This window comes from Nocardia niigatensis NBRC 100131 (genome assembly GCF_000308655.1).
GTDB classification, from domain to species: Bacteria; Actinomycetota; Actinomycetes; order Mycobacteriales; family Mycobacteriaceae; genus Nocardia; species Nocardia niigatensis.
In genome coordinates this window covers 85,519-103,642 of record NZ_BAGC01000048.1, presented here as the reverse complement: position 1 = coordinate 103,642, position 18,124 = coordinate 85,519, and the positions used below count along the sequence as shown (strand labels likewise).

At 68.8% G+C, this 18,124-nt stretch carries 14 protein-coding genes and 1 tRNA gene; 12 read left to right on the top strand and 3 right to left on the bottom strand.

What is annotated here, in order from left to right; translation table 11 throughout:
* Positions 1 to 94: 94 nt before the first annotated feature.
* The 5 genes from ON33_RS23330 (at position 95) to ON33_RS23315 (ending at position 4,794) form a co-directional block, all read left to right on the top strand.
* Complete coding sequence (locus ON33_RS23330; RefSeq protein WP_040861174.1) at positions 95 to 1,840, top strand: ABC transporter family substrate-binding protein; 1,746 nt, start codon at positions 95 to 97, stop codon at positions 1,838 to 1,840.
* The gene (gene mshB, locus ON33_RS23325) at positions 1,837 to 2,730 is read left to right on the top strand and encodes an N-acetyl-1-D-myo-inositol-2-amino-2-deoxy-alpha-D-glucopyranoside deacetylase (protein WP_040861173.1); all 894 of its coding nucleotides are present in this window, start codon (positions 1,837 to 1,839) and stop codon (positions 2,728 to 2,730) included. The genes ON33_RS23330 and mshB overlap by 4 nt, the downstream gene beginning before the upstream one ends.
* Before the next feature lie 12 nt (positions 2,731 to 2,742).
* On the top strand, positions 2,743 to 2,901 hold the full coding sequence (locus ON33_RS42320; protein WP_169336837.1) for a hypothetical protein: 159 nt from the start codon (positions 2,743 to 2,745) through the stop codon (positions 2,899 to 2,901).
* Complete coding sequence (locus ON33_RS23320; protein ID WP_051152677.1) at positions 2,898 to 3,395, top strand: hypothetical protein; 498 nt, start codon at positions 2,898 to 2,900, stop codon at positions 3,393 to 3,395. The genes ON33_RS42320 and ON33_RS23320 overlap by 4 nt, the downstream gene beginning before the upstream one ends.
* A 94-nt stretch (positions 3,396 to 3,489) precedes the next feature.
* Positions 3,490 to 4,794 carry an FAD-binding oxidoreductase gene (locus tag ON33_RS23315; protein ID WP_040861172.1) on the top strand — a complete coding sequence of 435 codons (1,305 nt, stop codon included), beginning with the start codon at positions 3,490 to 3,492 and terminating at the stop codon, positions 4,792 to 4,794.
* A gap of 56 nt (positions 4,795 to 4,850) precedes the next feature.
* Here the strand turns inward: ON33_RS23315 and ON33_RS23310 are convergent, their stop codons facing one another.
* The 3 genes from ON33_RS23310 to ON33_RS23300 form a co-directional block, all read right to left on the bottom strand.
* Positions 4,851 to 6,629, bottom strand: a complete 1,779-nt coding sequence (locus ON33_RS23310; RefSeq protein WP_083869220.1) for a PH domain-containing protein — start codon at positions 6,627 to 6,629, stop codon at positions 4,851 to 4,853.
* The gene (locus ON33_RS23305) at positions 6,626 to 7,132 is read right to left on the bottom strand and encodes a PH domain-containing protein (protein ID WP_040861171.1); all 507 of its coding nucleotides are present in this window, start codon (positions 7,130 to 7,132) and stop codon (positions 6,626 to 6,628) included. Before ON33_RS23305 ends, ON33_RS23310 begins: the two co-directional genes overlap by 4 nt.
* 184 nt (positions 7,133 to 7,316) lie before the next feature.
* The gene (locus ON33_RS23300; protein WP_245550676.1) at positions 7,317 to 8,801 is read right to left on the bottom strand and encodes a hypothetical protein; all 1,485 of its coding nucleotides are present in this window, start codon (positions 8,799 to 8,801) and stop codon (positions 7,317 to 7,319) included.
* Positions 8,802 to 8,995: 194 nt separating this feature from the next.
* Here ON33_RS23300 and ON33_RS23295 point away from each other — a divergent pair, with 194 nt between their 5' ends.
* The 7 genes from ON33_RS23295 to ON33_RS23265 all read left to right on the top strand — a co-directional run bounded on the left by ON33_RS23295 (position 8,996) and on the right by ON33_RS23265 (position 18,113).
* Positions 8,996 to 11,656, top strand: a complete 2,661-nt coding sequence (locus ON33_RS23295; RefSeq protein ID WP_040861228.1) for a bifunctional FO biosynthesis protein CofGH — start codon at positions 8,996 to 8,998, stop codon at positions 11,654 to 11,656.
* A 240-nt stretch (positions 11,657 to 11,896) separates the two neighbouring features.
* Positions 11,897 to 12,220: a ferredoxin gene (gene fdxA, locus ON33_RS42845; RefSeq protein ID WP_040812194.1), complete on the top strand. Its 324-nt coding sequence runs from the start codon at positions 11,897 to 11,899 to the stop codon at positions 12,218 to 12,220.
* A gap of 8 nt (positions 12,221 to 12,228) precedes the next feature.
* Positions 12,229 to 13,335 (top strand): succinyldiaminopimelate transaminase, encoded by a 1,107-nt coding sequence (dapC, locus tag ON33_RS23285; protein ID WP_040861170.1) that lies wholly within the window; start codon positions 12,229 to 12,231, stop codon positions 13,333 to 13,335.
* 70 nt (positions 13,336 to 13,405) lie between these two features.
* Positions 13,406 to 13,479, top strand: a tRNA-Asp gene (locus ON33_RS23280).
* A 402-nt stretch (positions 13,480 to 13,881) separates the two neighbouring features.
* Positions 13,882 to 15,369: a GMC oxidoreductase gene (locus ON33_RS23275; RefSeq protein ID WP_040861169.1), complete on the top strand. Its 1,488-nt coding sequence runs from the start codon at positions 13,882 to 13,884 to the stop codon at positions 15,367 to 15,369.
* A gap of 150 nt (positions 15,370 to 15,519) precedes the next feature.
* A complete protein-coding gene (gene pruA, locus ON33_RS23270; protein ID WP_040861168.1) occupies positions 15,520 to 17,157 on the top strand; it encodes an L-glutamate gamma-semialdehyde dehydrogenase in 1,638 nt (545 codons plus the stop codon).
* Entirely contained in the window at positions 17,154 to 18,113 is a 960-nt protein-coding gene (locus ON33_RS23265; RefSeq protein ID WP_040861167.1) for a proline dehydrogenase family protein, read from the top strand. The genes pruA and ON33_RS23265 overlap by 4 nt, the downstream gene beginning before the upstream one ends.
* Positions 18,114 to 18,124 lie beyond the last annotated feature (11 nt).

Here is an 18,124-nt window from a genome sequence, read left to right as displayed (position 1 = left end):
TCTGCGATCGAGTGCGGGGCACGGCGGTGGCATCGGTGGTAGGGCCGTGGAAGGTGAATCCAGTAAGGTGCCGAAGGTGAGAACAGGGGCCAGGATGCGCGCATCGTGGCGCGCGGTGCTGGTGTTGGTAGCGACCCTTCTGACGGTCGCGACCGGCTGCACGGCGAATCCGCCGCCGCCCATCGAATCCACGGACAGTCCGAAGACTCAGCCCGCCAAGCCGGGGAAGAACTCGGTCGTGGTGGCGGTGGACGACATCGGGATCGGGTTCAATCCGCATCTGCGGTCGCAGCAGTCGCCGGCGACGGCGGCGGTCGCGTCGATGGTGCTGCCGAGCCCGTTCCGGCCGGGTCCGACGCCGGGTGTGCCGGGCGGCACCGACTGGAGTCTGGATCCGGCGCTCATGGTGTCGGCGGATGTGACGGTGCAGGAGCCGTTCACCATCACCTACCAGATCAAGAACGAGGCGTCCTGGTCCGACGGTGCGCCCATCGCGGCCGAGGACTTCAAATACCTCTGGCAACAGATGATCACGCAGCCGGGCACGGTGGATCCCGCGGGCTACCGGCTGATCTCGGATATCAGTTCGTCGGCGGGCGGCAAGACGGTGACGGTCACCATGACGCAGCCGTATCCGGCCTGGCGGCAACTGTTCTCGGATCTGCTGCCGCAGCATCTGATCAAGGACTCGGGTTTCGAGCAGGGCCTGATCGACACCATCCGGATCTCCGGCGGGCAGTTCCGCATCAAGCAGGCCGACCGGGGTCGCGAGGAGATCCTGCTGGAACGCAATGACCGGTACTGGGGTCAGCCCGCGGTGCCGGATCAGATTCTGTTGCGGCGCGGTGGAACTCCCGCGCAGGTGGCCGAGTCGCTGCGTGTCGGGGACGCGCAGATGGCGCTGGTGCACGGCGGGGTGGCGTTGCAGGCGCAGCTGGCGGCGATCCCGTCGGTGCGCACGGCGACCATGCCGCAGTCGCGGGAGATGCAGCTGGCGTTGAACGGCCGCAGCGGCGATCTGGCCGATGTGCGGGTGCGGCGCGCGGTGCTGGCGCTGCTGGATCCGGTGCTGCTGGCGACGGTCGGCGCGCAGACCGGCAGCTGGGTGGAACCGGCTCGGGCGCAGGTGCTTTCGCCGTCGGATCCGGGCTATGTGGCCACCGAGCCGCGGCGGATGAGCCAGGAGGAGGCGTTCGGTCTGCTGGCCGAGGCCGGGTTCGCGCGGGCCGCGGAGACGCCGGCCGCCCAGTCGGCGACCTCGCCTGCCCCGCAGCCGCGGTCGCTGGCCAAGAACGGCAAGTCGTTGACCGTGCGGATCGGCGCGGTGGACGGTGACACCACCACACTGGCGGTGGCCAATACCGCCGCCGACCAATTGCGCAGTGCCGGAATCGATGTCATCGTGCGCAGCGTCACGGCCGCGCAGCTGTACGGCAAGGAGCTGACCGACGTCGGGATCGACGCGGTGGTCGGCTGGGAGCGGACCGGCGAGGATCCGGCTACGGTGCTGGCGTCGCGCTACGGGTGCACGCCGGTGGCGCCGCCCGGTGACACCGCCGACACCACGGTCGCGGACGGGGCCAAGAAGTCGCCCTCGAACGTGTCCGGCGTCTGCGATCCGGCCCTGCAGCCCGGTATCGACGCCGCCCTGCGTGGCATCGACGTCGGCAAGGTGATCGGTGAGACCGAGCCGAAGCTGTGGGAGCTGGCGACGGTGCTGCCGATCGTGCAGGACACCCAGGTGGCGGCGGCGGGCCCGCGTGTGGACGGGGCTTCGCTGAGTGGCGCCATCCAGACCGGCATCTTCGGTGATGCCGCCAACTGGCGGAGGTTGCCTTGAATCCTCTCGATGCGTCGCGGCACGGCCTGCTGCTGGTGCACGCGCATCCGGACGACGAGTCCATCACCACCGGCGGCACCATCGCCCACTATCGCAAGCGCGGCCTTCCGGTCACCGTGGTGACCTGCACGCTCGGCGAGGAGGGCGAGGTCGTCGGCGATGACTACGCGCATCTGGTGGCCGGGCAGGCCGATCAGCTGGGCGGTTATCGCATTCTCGAATTGACCCGGGCGCTGGCCGAATTGGATGCCGGGGTGCCGCACTTCCTGGGCGGGGCGGGTCGCTGGCGGGATTCCGGCATGGCCGGGACGCCGTCGGCGCGCAATCCCCGCGCCTTCGTGAACTCCGGGACCGCCGCGACCGACGCGCTGGTGCAGGTGATCCTGGAGCTGCGTCCGCGGGTGGTGATCGGCTACGACCCGCGCGGCGGCTACGGGCATCCGGATCACATTCGCGCGCACGAGATCACCATGGCGGCCATCGACGCGGCCTCGGATTGGGGCTGGACGGTCCCGAAGATGTACTGGACGGTCACCGACCGCGCGGTGCTCGCCATGCACACGGAGGCGTTGAAGCGGCGCACGGTGGATCAGCTGCCGGGCGCCCTGCCGCGCGGCTGGCGACTGCCGCACACGGGTGAATTGGCCTGTGTCCCCGCAGAATCCGTGACCACCACGGTGGACGTGTCGGAGGTGCTGTCCGCCAAGCGCGCGGCGCTGCGGGCGCACGCCACCCAGGTGACGGTGGCCCCGTCGGGCCGGGAGTTCGCGCTGTCGAACGGTGTGGCCCAGCCGGTGCTGCCGGAGGAGCACTACATTCTGGTGCGTGGCGAGCGCGGCCCGGTCGGACCCGACGGCCGCGAACATGATCTTCTCGCCGGGCTGGAATGAGAGACTGAGGCTATGTACAACTGGGATCTCCAGAACGCGATCGCGGCGTTCGTCGAGAGTCAGCGCCCCTACTTCGAGTGGCAGCACCAGCTGTATCTCTCCGTGCTCTACGGCTTCGTGGACATGCAGAGTCAGCTGCTGACCCTGCTCGGATTCCCGCCGGTGCCGTGACGGTGACGGCCGACGCCCGCGCGGGCGATGCGGTATCGGTGGTGGGACCGCTGCGCGGGGTGCTCACCGCGATGATCGGCACGCTGCTGCTGACCGACGCGGTGATCACGCTCGGGTTCGAGGTGCTGTTCCTGCCGATCTACGCCGGCCGGGCGAACATGCCGGAGCCGACGCCGGTGATGGCCGCGAGCACGCTGGCCTCGGGCATGACCGACGGCGCGATTCCGGTGCCGCTCACGGCGCTGGCCGCCGCGGTGGTGAACGTGCTGCTGGTGATGGGGATGGGTGTGATCAGCAAGCGGATCGGCGTGATGGCCCTGCCGATTCTGGTGTGGACGCTTGGTTTCCTGATCTGCGCGGGTTTCAGCCCGAGCGGGTACGCGCTGCTCATGGGCGATTGGCCGACCATGCTGCTGCTCATCTGCGGATTGCTGCCTGCCGGCATGTACCTCTATTACCGGGCGACCGCCCGTCTCGTCACGACCGGAATGTGACCGCGGTCATATCCTTCCGCCGCGGAGTCACACTTCGCGGGTCTGTCTCGTCACCCTGGTGATTCGAAATCACGATCAGGAACGAGGGACGACGATGGGATTCGACGAACTGCGCAACACCGTCCGGGGCCGCGTCCTGGAGTCCGGTGACCCGGGCTTCGACACGGTCGCGCGGCCGTGGAGCCTCGCCGTGACACAGCCGGTGGCCGCGGTGGCCGAGGCCGCCGACACCGAGGATGTCGCCGCGGTGGTGCGCTACGCGCGGGCCGCGGGCCGCCCGGTGGTGACCCAGCCGACGGGCCACGGCGCGGCCGGCGGCGTCGAGGACGCGATCCTGCTGCGCACCGGATCGTTGCGCCGGTTGGAGATCGATCCGCTGGCCCGGGTCGCGCGGATCGGCGCGGGCGTCCGGTGGGGCGCCGTCCAGGCGGCCGCGGCCGAGCACGGGCTGACCGGCCTGGCGGGCAGCAATCCGGTGGTCGGGGTGACCGGCTACACGCTGGGCGGCGGCAAGAGCTGGTTCGGCCGCCGGCACGGCTGGGCGTCGGATGCGGTGCGCGCCTTCGAGATCGTGGACGCCGAGGGCAATCCGGGCCGGGTGACGGCGGACAGTGATCCGGACCTGTTCTGGGCCCTGTCCGGTGGCGGTGGCGATTTCGCCGTCGTGACCGGTCTCGAATTCGAGCTCTTCCCCGCTCCCGGCCTGTACGGCGGCCGCATCACCTGGTCCGCCGAGCGGCTGCCCGAGGTATGGGATGCGTTCCGCGCGTTGACCTCCGGGGCGCCCGACGCGCTGTCGGTGTGGTTCAGCCGCTTCCGGTTCCCGCAGGCTCCGGAGATGGTGGCCCTGGACCTGGCGTACCTGGGAGACCCGGCGGAGGGCCGGGCGCTGGTGTCCGCGCTGGACGGTCTCGGTGGCGCGGTCGCCGACACCCGTGCCGCCATGTCGACCGCCGACCTGGGCGCCATCACTACCGAGCCGACCGATCCCAGCCCGGCCATCACGCGTGGCGAGCTGCTGGCGGACCTGTCGCCGGAGTCGGAGAAGATCATCCTCGGTGAAGGCCTGGCCCCCCTCGTCAGCGTCCAGGTCCGTCACCTCGGCGGTGCGTTGGCCCGCCCGGCGGCGGGTGCGCGCGGTGCGCTGTCCGACGAATACCTGGTGTCGACGCTCGGCCTCGGCCTGCCGCAGCTGCGAGATGCGGTGCACGCCAAGACGAGTGCGCTGGTGGCGGAGTTCGGCTCGCTGGTGACGGGCAAGAAGCCGTTCACCTTCCTGGCGCCCGGCGAGTCGGCGGCGGCCGCCTTCGACGCGGCCACCCTGGATCGCCTGCGCGCCGTCAAGCGGGACCGCGACCCGCAGGGTGTGATCCGCTCCAACTACCCGGTCCTCGGCTGACCCGCGAATCATGGCCCGGCCGTGGATTATTCGATCCGCCGCGGGTCGTGCCGCGCTCAGCGCGGGACGGGTGTGCCGAGCTGACCGGGGGTGACGGCCTCGATGAGCGACCAGGCCTGATCGAGCGGCAGATCGATGACGCGGTAGCGCTTCTTGCCCGCCGCCGAGGCCGCGACCACGGTGGCCACACCCGCACGGCGCTGGAAGAAGGTCTGGCGGACGGTCCATCCGATGACGCCGGGAGCTTCCAGGCAATCGCGGTCGCGGTCGAGGCAGCCCCGGCGGGTGATGAGCCAGGCCGGTTTGCCTTCGGCGGCAGGCAGAACGGCGTGGCCGAGACCGCGGTAGCGGTCCCAGGCGAGAGCGGCGGCGATGGGGGTGGCGAGGGCGAGGGCGATCCACATCCAGGTCGGGATATGGCCTCCCGCAAGGGAAACGCTGAGCAGAACCGCCGCGATGACCGCGAGCGGGCCCAGAGTGCGGGTGTAGCGGCGGCGGTGGGCGGCCGGGCCGTGGGGACGCAGCGGGACGGTGACCAGCGCGGGGGCCGGCTGGTCCGGAGCCGCCGAGTTGCCCGGTGCGGAAAGGGATTTCTGATCCACCTTCGGGAGATGGACCGTATCCATCGTCGCGAGTTTTTCGGGATCGGTTGTCGCGGAGGCGGCTTCGCCCGTCGGGGGCACACCGGCCGCGTCGCCTGCCGAGGGCGCGCCGGCCGCAGCGCCCAGCAGATGCGTGAGAGTGCGATGGACGGCGGTGCGGGGCGCCTGCGGCAGGATCTTCTGGCGCGGGCTGGTCCCGGTCATGATGGCTTCGAGTTCGGCCGCCCCGGCCAGCCGCAGCAGCAGTGGCTCGTTGACGGTCGCGCCGCGCAGGCGGGCCAGGTCGAGCGTGGTCTGGCGGGTGGTGAGCAGTCCGTGGCGGATGGTCAGGGTTTTGCCGTCGTCCAGGACGTTCAGCCCGAACCAGGTCATCAGGTAGCGTGCGCACGCGGCGAGGCTGACCACCACCACGAGAATCACGACGAGCAGTGCGATCACGCCGGCGATGACCGCCGAGCCGCGGTGGCCGACATCCTGGACCGTGCCGGATTTCAGGAAGAGCTGGGCGAATCCGTACTGGAAGGCCAGACCCACGACCGGTGCGATGATGGCGAAGCCGGTCAGCGAGAGCGGGGCGTAGCGCACCCAATCCGGTTGCCAGTGCGCGATTTCCACGGCCGGGTGACCGTGGCTCGCCGCCGGTGTGCCGGAATCCGATGTCGCCGTCCGGGAGTCGGCGGCTTCCGATCCGGCACCGGTGTGCGCCAGCAGTGCCAGCCGCAGTTGCGGCACCAGCTTGGCGTCCAGCGAGTCCAGTTTGAACTGCTCCCGCTTCTCCGCGTGCTGCCCGGTACCGATGGACAGCACCGCCAGTCCGAGGACCCGGTGCAGCAGGTCGGCCTGCACGTCCACCGAGCGCACCCGGTTGCGCGGCACCGAGAGTCGTTTGCGCTGAACGAGTCCGGTACGCAGTTCCACATTGTCGGGGGTGATGCGGTAGGTGGTGGTGAACCAGCGGGTGAGCGCGAAGGCGACGATGATCGCCACCACGGCGAGGCTCCAGCGGGGATTGTCGCTGCTCGCGCCCGCGACCAGGGTGGCGATCAGAACCGGGATGAAGCGGATGAGCTCGGTGACCGGGTGGACCAGCAGCATGCGTTTGTCGAGTCGCTGCCAGCCCTGGGCGTCCGGACCGAGGGGCGTCCCCGGCCCCGAGAGCGCGGTGATCGGTGAAAGCGCCTCTGTCGGGGAGGAATCCGTGAATTCCTCGGGCTCTTGCGGCGGCCGGCTCATGTGGCGTCCCCCCGGTGCTGTGCGGCGATGGCGGTGAGCTGGGCGACGGTGTCGCGGGCGTCGGCCAGGGCGAGCGCGCTGATGTGGACGGCCCCGGCGGAGGAGGCGGTGGTGACGGTGACGGTGGCCAGTCCGAGCAGTCGCTCCAGGGGTCCGCGGTAGGTGTCGACGGTCTGCACGCGGGTGATGGGCGCGACCCGGCTCTCCTGGGTGAACCAGCCGGTGCGGGTGTAGACGGCCTCGTCGGTGATCTCCCACCGGTGCACGGCGTACCGCCACAGCGGGATGGCCACGATGCTGAATATCGCTGTCAGCAGCACGATTCCGAATACCAGTGCCTGCACGCCACGCCGGTGCGTGTCGAACAGCGCCCAGATCCCCACCCCGAGTATCGGCACCACCCACGACAGCGCGGCGCTCAGCGCCCACAGCAGTTTGGCGCGTGGGCTGGGACGCCGCGACGGGTCGGCGAGGATGCCGCCGGGGGCGAGGGGCTGGGACATGCTGGCACAGTACCGCCTCTCGGTACCGCCTCTCCGGATCTTCAGCGGGCGGCTGGGAGCCGTTCACGGCTGGAAACCCGTGCCGGCGGTTGAGCGCCGAAACCATTCTGGTGGTACCCGGCGAGTTACCCTCGCCTCACGAGATCAGTTGTCACGAAACCACATTGCATGTGCCGTCTGACGATCAGCGTGGCGTGATGCGGTAGAGCCCGGTCGTGGTGCCCTGGTACTGGATTCGGCCGGGTGCGATGGTGCCGACCATTTCGAGGGTGTCGTTCACCGTGGTCGCGCCGACGAACTGCTCGGTGTCGACCTTGCCGGTGTTCGCGTCGATCACCGTGAAGCTGTAGTTGTCGGTCACCCCCGCGCTGCCGCTGCCCAGACCACTGCTGCCGCTGCTGCTGCCGCTGCCGAGGGCGCCGCTGCCGCTGCCGAGCAGCGAGTGCCGGGTGAAGGTGTAGATCTTGCCGTCCGCCACGGACAGTCGGGGCACCGCCGAGGAGGGCACGGTGTTGGTCCAGATCACGGTGCAGCCGGAGCCGGTGACGTCGATACGGGTCATGCCGCCCGAGATCGGTGCGCTGGCGGGCTGGCTGGTGCCGGCGTTGGGCGGCAGCGCCGGGTAGGGGTAGCCGTAGGTGCTGGCCACGAACACGCTGTTGCCCGAGCCGATGGGGGAGTTCTCGGTGCCGTCGATGGCGGGCACGGAGCAGACCTGCCGGCCGGTGCCGGTGTCGAAGACGAGCAGGTTCTCCTTGGTGGCCGCGTTGTCGGTGATGGCCAGGTATTCGGTGCCGTCGCCGGGGCCGAAGAAGGTCGGCGTCGCGCCGGTGCCCCAGCTCAATTGGCCGGGCTTGCGGGCCGGGCCGCGGTCGTAGGCCTGCCGCCAGACGATCTGCGGATTGCCGCTGCCGTCCACGTTCAGCAGGTAGAGCGCGTGGTCGGTGGCGACGGCCATGCCCTGGGGTGCGGTGGCGATGCTGTTGGCCACGTTCTCGCCGGGCGCGAGCACGATCGAGTGGGCGGTGCCGTCGGTGGCGACGAAGCCGGCGGCGGCGCTGTCGGTGGCGAACCACACCCGGCCCTGGTAATCGGGGGACACCGAGCTGACGGCGTCGCAGGTGCCGCCGCCGCAGTGGCCGGTGACCGCCTGTGTCACATCGATTTTGGCGGCGATCGACAGCGACCAGGAGCCGTCGGAGCCGCGCTGGTGCCCGATGCGCAGCAGGTTGCCCGAGCCGTCCACGGTGACCATCTGGTCGTGGTTGTCGAGGTAGGCGTAGACCCCGCCGAGCAGGCTGCCCTTGGTGAGGTCGAGGCGCGCGAGGGTGTTGCCGTTGCCGGGGTCCAGCAGCAGCACTTCCGGCGCGCGATCGGTGATCTTCGTGCACAACGCCTGGGGGAAGCCGTCCGCGCCCTGCAGGATGGTCGGGCAGGCCGCGCCCTCCTCGTGGAAGTCGGCATTGACGCCGCCAGTCCCGACACCGGGGAGGGGCGTGGTGTCGGAGGCCTCGGCGTCGCCGTGCATGGTCGCGGTGCCGACCGGTCCCAGGTAAGGGTTGGCAGGCGGCACCGGTCCGAATGCGGACGCGGTGCTGGTGGCGATGGTCAGCAGGGCGGTGGCGCCCACGCCGGCGACGACGGCCGCGCGGCGGATTTTCGCGAGCACGATCTCTCCCTCTTCCTCAGCGAAGCGGACGCCCGCGAGGCTATTTCATCGGGACTGAAATTTGAATATATGGAACCAACGATGCGATTATTCGTATTTCCCGGGATTCGCGGAGGCGGAACGGAATACCGGACCTGGGTGGCAGGTTGGCCCGTTCCATGGCACCCGAGTCGGACCAGCCGGATGGATGGCGCATGATCGAGACCGTGACGGATCTACCGAACCCGACCCTGCCGCCGAGTGCTGCCGGCAGTTCGGTCATGCCCACGGGTTCCGCTGTGCCCGCCGATTCCGCGGCTCCCTCGTCGTCTGCCCTGCGCCGCGCGCTGCGCCGCGCTCGGGACGGCGCGACGCTCAATCTCGACGAGGCCGTGGTGCTGCTGCAGGCCCGCGGCGCCGATCTGGAAGATCTCTGCGGGTCGGCCGCGCGGGTGCGCGACGCGGGGCTGCGGGAGTCCGGGTACGCGGGTGAGACGCTGCCGATCACCTACTCGCGCAAGGTGTTCATCCCCATCACGCACCTGTGTCGCGACCGCTGCCACTACTGCACGTTCGTCACCGTGCCCGGCAAACTGCGCGCGCAGGGCAGGGGCATGTACATGGAGCCGGACGAGATTCTCGAGGTCGCCCGCCAGGGCGCCGAACTCGGGTGCAAGGAAGCCCTTTTCACCCTCGGAGACCGCCCGGAGGAGCGCTGGCCCGAGGCCCGGCAGTGGCTCGACGAGCGCGGTTACGACTCCACCCTGGATTACGTGCGCGCCATGGCGATTCGCGTGCTGGAGGAGACCGGCCTGCTGCCGCACCTGAACCCGGGCGTGATGAGCTGGGAGGAGCTGTCGCGGCTCAAGCCGGTGTCCCCGTCCATGGGCATGATGCTGGAGACCACCTCGACGCGCCTGTTCACCGAACCCGGTCAGGCGCACTACGGTTCGCCGGACAAGGACCCGGCGGTGCGGCTGCGGGCGCTGACCGACGCCGGTCGCCTGTCAGTGCCGTTCACCACCGGCATCCTGGTGGGCATCGGGGAGACGGTGGTCGAGCGGGCTGAATCCATCCTCGCGATTCGCAAGGTGCACAAGGCTTTCGGGCATATCCAGGAAGTCATCGTGCAGAACTTCCTGGCCAAGCAGAACACCGCCATGCGCCACACCCCGGACGCCGGGCTGGAGGAGTTCCGGGCCGCCATCGCCGTGACCCGGCTGCTGATGGGCCCGAAGATGCGCATTCAGGCCCCGCCGAACCTGGTGTCGCTGGAGGAGTGCCGGGCGCTGCTGGCGGCCGGTATCGACGACTGGGGCGGCGTCTCGCCGCTGACCCCCGACCATGTGAATCCCGAACGGCCGTGGCCGAATCTGGAGACCCTCGCGCAGATCACCGCGGACTGCGGATACGTGCTCACCGAGCGCATCACCGCCCATCCGAAGTATGTCCTGGCGGGCCATCCGTGGATCGATCCGCGGATCGCCGAACATGTTGCCGCGCTGCGAGATCCGGAGACCGGCCTGGCCGCCGACGTGAAGCCGTCCGGGCTGCCCTGGCAGGAGCCCGACCAGGATTGGGAATCGGCCGGCCGCATCGACCTGAACACCGCGATCGACACCGAGGGCCGCCGCACCGAATCCCGCAGCGACGCAGGTATTGCCGATGATTCGCTGGGAGCCTTCGGTGACTGGGAGAGCGTCCGCGAGCAGGTGCTCGAACTGGCCGCTTCGGCCCCGGAGCGCCTCGACGCCGAGGTGATGGCCGCCCTGCGCGCCGCCGAGCAGGATCCCGCGGGTCTGTCCGACGACCAGTACCTGGCCCTGGCCGCCGCCGACGGCCCGGCCCTGGAGGCCGTGACCGCGCTGGCCGACCAGCTGCGCCGCGACACCGTGGGCGACGAGGTCACCTACATCGTCAACCGGAACATCAACTTCACCAATATCTGCTACACCGGCTGCCGCTTCTGCGCGTTCGCGCAGCGCAAGGGTGACGCCGACGCCTTCAGCCTGAGCCCCGCCGAGGTCGCCGACCGCGCCTGGGAGGCGTGGGTCGAGGGCGCGACCGAGATCTGCATGCAGGGCGGCATCGATCCGGAACTGCCCGTCACCGGTTACGCGGATCTGGTGCGCGCCATCAAGACTCGCGTCCCCGGCATGCACGTGCACGCCTTCAGCCCGATGGAGATCGTCAATGGCGCCTCGCGCGGCGGCCAGTCGGTGCACGACTGGCTGTCGGCGCTGAAAGAGGCCGGGCTGGACAGCATTCCGGGCACCGCCGCCGAGATCCTGGACGACGAGGTGCGCTGGGTGCTGACCAAGGGCAAGCTGCCCGCCTCGGCCTGGGTCGATGTGGTCACCACCGCGCACCGGCTGGGCCTGCGCTCCAGCTCGACCATGATGTACGGGCACGTGGACAATCCGAAGCACTGGGTGGGCCACCTGCGGGTGCTGCGCGGAATCCAGGACGAGACCGGCGGTTTCACCGAATTCGTGCTGCTGCCGTTCGTGCACCAGAGCGCCCCGCTCTACCTGGCGGGCGCCTCCCGCCCCGGCCCGACCGTGCGCGAGAATCGGGCCGCGCACGCGCTGGCCCGGATCATGCTGCACGGCCGGATCGACAATATTCAGACCAGCTGGGTGAAACTCGGTATCAAGGGAACCCGGCTAATGTTGAACGGCGGTGCCAACGATCTCGGCGGCACGCTGATGGAGGAGACGATCTCTCGCATGGCCGGTTCCGAACACGGATCGGCGAAGACGGTCGAGGAACTGACGGAGATCGCGTCGGGCATCGGCCGTCCGGTTCGGCAGCGCACCACCACCTACGGTGTGCCGGCGTATCGCTCGCCGATAGGCTCGCTCGCGCTCGGATGAGCCGCCTCACCACCGCATTCACACAGTGTTCGCGCCCGCCTCGGTCTGGACCGACGGAGCGGGGGAGCGAAGCGGAGGAGCGGAGGAGGGAAGGCCGAGGTAACCGGGGCGCGAACCCCGCCCGCGGCGAAGCGGAGGGCGGAAATTAGGACAGCCTGTGCGGTAGTAATGTTGGCTGGCCGGGATAGGGTTTGGCCGGGCGGAGTATCCCGTAGGTGAGGACAGACTAGGAGAACGGCAGTGCCGTACATCATCGCTGAACCGTGCGTTGACGTGAAGGACAAGGCGTGCATCGAGGAATGCCCCGTGGACTGCATCTACGAGGGCGGCCGCATGCTGTACATCCAACCGGACGAGTGCGTGGACTGTGGTGCATGTGAACCGGTCTGCCCGGTGGAAGCCATCTTCTACGAAGACGACACCCCGGATCAGTGGGCCGGTTATGTCAACGCCAACGTCGACTTCTTCGACGACCTGGGTTCGCCGGGCGGCGCCACCAAGGTCGGCAAGGTCGACTACGACCCGCCGTTCATCGCCGCGCTGCCGCCGATGGCGAGCGAGTAGGACGAGCCTTGACCGCGCGTGGCCGGGTCAGCGCTCTGCTGCCCGATTTCCCCTGGGACACCATCGCTTCCGTGAAGGCGAAGGCCGCTTCGCACCCGGACGGCATCGTCGACCTCTCGGTCGGGACGCCCGTCGATCCGGTGGATCCGCTGATCCGGACGGCGCTCTCGTCGGTCGCGGAGGTGCCCGGCTACCCGACCACGCACGGCACGCCCGAATTGCGGGAAGCCGTTGTCGCGGCGCTGAAGCGGCGCTTCGGTATCACGGGGGTGGACCCGGCGGCGGTGCTGCCGGCCATCGGCACCAAGGAGCTCATCGCCGGGCTGCCGCGGCTGCTCGGCCTGGGATCGCAGGACCTGGTCGTCATTCCCGAGATCGCCTACCCGACCTACGAGGTGGGCGCGCTGCTCGCCGGCACCCGCTACGTGCGCGCCGACGGCACCACGCAGCTGGGACCCGAGCGGCCCGCGCTGATCTTCCTCAACTCGCCGTCCAATCCGACCGGCAAGGTGCTGGGCGTCGAGCACCTGCGCAAGGTGGTGCAGTTCGCGCGCGAGCGTGGCGCGATCGTCGCCTCCGACGAGTGCTACCTGGGCCTGGCCTGGGAGGGCCGCGCGGTATCGATCCTCGACCCCGAGGTGTCCGACGGCGACCACACCGGCCTGCTGGCCATCCACTCGCTGTCCAAGACCTCGAATCTGGCGAGCTACCGGGCCGGTTTCGTGACCGGTGATCCGGCACTCGTGGCGGAGTTGCTGGAGGTGCGCAAGCACTCCGGCATGATGCTGCCCTTCCCGATTCAGGCGGCCATGACCGCGGCCCTCAGCGATGACGCGCACGAGGTTCAGCAAAAGGACCGCTATCGGGCGCGGCGGGTCATGCTGCGAGATGCGCTGCAGCGCGCGGGATTCCGGATCGACGACTCCGAGGCGGGTCTGTACCTGTGGTCGACCCGCGGTGAGGAATGCCGCACGACCCTGGATTGGCTGGCCGAGCGCGGCATCCTGGCGGCGCCGGGCGAGTTCTACGGCCCGCGCGGGAATCAGCATGTGCGCATTGCCCTTACCGCCACGGACGAGCGCATCACCGCTGCGGCTGATCGCCTGACCAGCTGATTTCCCGTTACCGCCGGGCCCGTGATAGCGTCTACGACGTTGCAAGGCCTGGTGGCCAAGCGATTTGCATGGCCCTGTGGCGCAGTTGGTTAGCGCGCCGCCCTGTCACGGCGGAGGTCGCGGGTTCGAGTCCCGTCAGGGTCGCAGTTCTGTCTCACGGTTCCGCCTCCCCGCATCTTCAGCGGGTGGCCGAGAGCCGTTCACTGCTGGCAACTCGTGCCGGTGATTGGGAGCCAACCCTATTCTGGCCGTCCCCGGGGAGTCACCCCCATCTCACGAAATCGGTTGTCGCCTCCCTAATTTTGCCCAAAACTGACACACGTTCTCTTCACTACCTCTATAACAGGTTCTCATCGCAACTCGATGAGGAGTCTTTCAGTGCGTGGTCTGTCTTATGAAACCCCCGGTAAGAGTGTCTATGGCAGCAATGTCAGCCGCCGCGGGTTCCTAGCTGCAACAGGTGTCATTTTGGGGGCGGCTGCGCTACTACCGAAAGCGCCTCTGGCTCGCGCCCTACCCACCGGATCGATCAATGACGGTGACACGATGCCCATCCTGGTCATCGGCACCGGCTACGGCGGGGCGGTCGCGGCGCTGCGGCTCGCGCAGGCCGGGCAGAACGTGATCATGGTCGAGAAGGGCATGTCCTGGACCCAGCCCGGGTCCGACGGCAAGGTCTTCTGCAACATGCTCAACCCGGACGGCCGGTCGTTCTGGCTGCGCACCGAGACCGACCAGCCGGTCAACCACTTCATGGGCGCGCCCTACAACAAGTCCATCTCCAGCTACACCGGCGTGCTGGATTCCGAGCAGTTCAGCGGGATCCGGATCTACCAGGGCCGCGGCGTGGGCGGTGGCTCGCTGGTCAACGGCGGTATGGCGGTGACGCCAAAGCAGGAGAACTTCGCGAGCATCCTGCCGTCGGTGGACGCCGGCTCGATGTACAGCACCTACTACCCGCGCGCCAATGCCGCGCTCAAGGTCAACAACATCGACCAGACCTGGTTCCAGGGCGCGGACTGCTATCAGTTCGCGCGGGTCGGCATCAAGCAGGCGCAGCGGTCCGGGTTCGCGTACACCTTCGTGCCGAACGTCTACGACTTCAACTACATGAAGCAGGAACAGGCCAGCACCGCCCCGCGGTCGGCGCTCAACGCCGAGGTCATCTACGGCAACAACTACGGGAAGAACTCGCTGGACAAGACCTATCTGGCGGCAGCGTCAGGCACCGGCAAGGTGACCATCGTGCCGCAGCACGCGGTCACCACCGTGGCGCCGGCCAATGGCGGCGGCTACTCGGTGTCGATGAACCAGATCGACACCAGCGGCAACACCGTCAAGGCGAAAACCGTTACGGCGCAAAAGGTCTTCTTCGCCGCCGGTAGTGTCGGCACCAGCAAGCTGCTGGTTACGCAGAAGGCCACCGGCAAGCTGCCCAATCTGCCGGACTCGATCGGCGCCGGCTGGGGCAACAACGGCAATGTGATGGTGGCCCGGCAGAACCAGGCCTGGGACGCTACCGGCAGCCTGCAGTCCTGTATCCCGTGCGTCGGCATCGACAACTGGGCCGACAGCGGCGGTCCGGCCTTCGCTGAGGTGTCGCCCTTCCCGGCCGGCATCGAGACCTTCGCCAGCCTGTACCTCGCCATCACCAAGAACCCCAATCGCGGCACCTTCACCTACAACTCGGGATCCGGCGGCGTGGACCTGAACTGGCAGACCGCCTGGAACCAGCCCAGCATCGACTGTGCCAAGCGGATCTTCGACAAGATCAACAGCAAGGAAGGCACCATCTACCGGACCGACCTGTTCGGCGAATACAAGACCTGGGGTGATGATTTCGCCTACCACCCGCTCGGCGGCTGCGTGCTGAACGTGTCCACCGACAACTACGGGCGGCTCACCCAGTACCCGGGTCTGTACGTCATCGACGGCTCGCTGATTCCGGGCCTCACCACCGTCAACCCGTTCGTCACCATCACGGCCTTGGCGGAGCGCAATATCGAGACGATCATCGCGCAGGATTTCCACTGAATCCGAACGTGACGACCGGTTTCGCCAGGTGCGGGTAACTCACCGGGGACGTCCGCAATAGGTTCGGCGTTTACCGCCGGCACGGGTTGCCGGCGGTAAACGCCGCTCAGCCGTCCGCTGAATATGCGGCGAGGCGGGCTAGCCTTGGGTATGGACGCTGTCACGGTTGTCCCTACTCCTGGCAATGAACCGGTGCACTCCTATGCCCCCGGCAGCCGCGAACGCGAGCTGCTGGCCGGCCGGCTCGCCGAAATCTCCGCCGAAGTCACCATGGTGCCGCTGGTCATCGGCGGCAAGCATCAGCCGGGTGGCGGGGAACGGCACAATATCGTGATGCCGCACCGGCATCGCCATGTGCTCGGGACCTACTCCAACACCACTCACGACGAAGCCCGCGCCGCCATCGCGGCGGCGACGGCCGCGGCGCCCGGCTGGCGGGCCATGCCCTTCGAGGAGCGGGCCGCCATCCTGCTGCGGGCCGCCGATCTGCTGGCCGGGCCCTGGCGGGAGACCGTGGCGGCCGCCACCATGATCGGACAGTCGAAAACGGTGCAGCAGGCCGAAATCGACGCACCCTGCGAACTGGTCGATTTCTGGCGATTCAATGTCGCGTTCGCCCGGCAGATTCTCGCGGACCAGCCGGAATCCGCGGCGGGCGTGTGGAATCGGATGGACTACCGGCCCCTGGAGGGCTTCGTCTACGCCATCACACCGTTCAACTTCACCGCCATCGCCGGGAACCTGCCCACCGCGCCCGCGCTCATGGGCAATACGGTGATCTGGAAGCCCGCACCGGCGCAGACACTTTCGGCGTACTTCACGTTGAAGCTGCTGGAGGAGGCGGGGTTGCCGCCCGGGGTCATCAATATGGTGACCGGGGACGGGGCGCAGCTGTCGGAGGTGGCGTTGACCGACCCGCGGCTGGCGGGGATCCATTTCACCGGTTCCACTCGCACCTTCCGGTACCTGTGGCAGAGCGTCGGCTCGAATATCGGCCACTACCACGGGTATCCGCGGCTGGTGGGGGAGACGGGCGGGAAGGATTTCATCCTCGCCCACCCGTCCGCCGATCCGGATGCGCTGCGTACAGCCATGATTCGCGGGGCCTACGAGTATCAGGGGCAGAAGTGCTCGGCCGCGTCGCGCGCCTATGTCGCCAGGTCGGTATGGCAGCGGATGGGACAGGACTTCCTGGCCGAGGTGGACTCGCTGACCTACGGCGATGTCGCCGATCTGTCGAATTTCGGTGGGGCCGTAATCGATGACCGCGCCTACGACAAGTGCGTGGCCGCCATCATGAAGGCGAAGGACCGGGGTTCCGCGGTCGCCGCGGGCGGCGGCTACGACGACAGTGAGGGCTGGTTCGTCCGGCCGACCGTGCTGCTGGGCGACGATCCCGGCGACGAGGCCTTCGCCACCGAGTACTTCGGGCCCATCCTGTCGGTGTACGTCTACGACGACAGCGTCCCCGACTCGTTCGCCGAGATCCTGGAGGTCGTGGACGGAACCTCGCCCTATGCCCTCACCGGCGCGATCTTCGCCCGCGACCGCAAGGCCGTCGAATCCGCTTCTGAAGCACTGCGATTCGCCGCCGGCAACTTCTATATCAACGACAAGCCCACCGGCGCGGTCGTCGGTCAGCAGCCCTTCGGCGGGGCCCGCAACTCCGGCACCGACGACAAGGCCGGCTCCTACCTCAATCTGCTCCGCTGGGTCGCGCCCCGTGCCCTGAAGGAAACCTTCGTTCCGCCAACCGATTACCGCTACCCCCATATGGAGGCGCGATGAACCCGCTGCGGCCCGCGATCCTCGCCGCGGCCGGATCGGCGCGGATGAAGCAGGCGATCACCCGGGTGCCGGTCACCGCCGCGGTGGTCCGGCGCTTCGTGGCCGGGGAGACCCGCGCCGAGCTGGTACCCGTGGCACGGGAACTGCTGGCCACCGGCCGTTCGGTGAGCGTCGACTTCCTCGGTGAGTACACTACCGACCACACCCAAGCCAATGCCGCGGTGGCGGAATATCTTTCGCTCATCGACGACCTCGCCGAGGCCGACCGGATCGTGCCCGGCGGGAACTCCGACATCCCCCGCGTCGAGGTCTCGCTCAAACTGTCCGCCCTCGGTCGGTCCCTGGGCCAGGACGGCCCCGCCATCGCGGCGGAGAATCTGCACAAGCTGTGCGCCAAGGCCGCCGAACGCCACGTCTGGGTGACCGTCGACGCCGAGGACCACACCACCACCGCCGATACCCTGCAGGCAGTCCGTCAGGCCCGCATCGAATTCCCCTGGCTGGCAGTAGCTCTCCAGACCTACCTCCGCCAGGCCGAAGACCGCGCCCGCGACCTGGCCGCCGACGGCACCCGGGTCCGCCTCTGCAAGGGCGCCTACCAGGAACCACCCACGGTCGCCTATCGGCGCCGAGCCGAGGTGGACGCCTCCTACCTCCGCTGCCTGGACGTCCTCCTCCGCACCGCCTGGTACCCCATGATCGCCACCCACGACCCCGCGATGATCACTGCCGCCCACATCCTCGCCGCCGAAAACAACCGCACCCCCGGCGATTTCGAATTCCAGATGCTCTACGGCATCCGAGACGCCGAACAACGCCGCCTCGTCGCCGAAGGTCACGCCCTCCGCGTCTACATCCCCTACGGCACCCAGTGGTACGGCTACCTCATGCGCCGGCTGGCCGAACGCCCCGCCAATGTGGCGTTCTTCCTCCGCGCGCTGGCCGACCGCGGCTGAAAGCCGTTGCG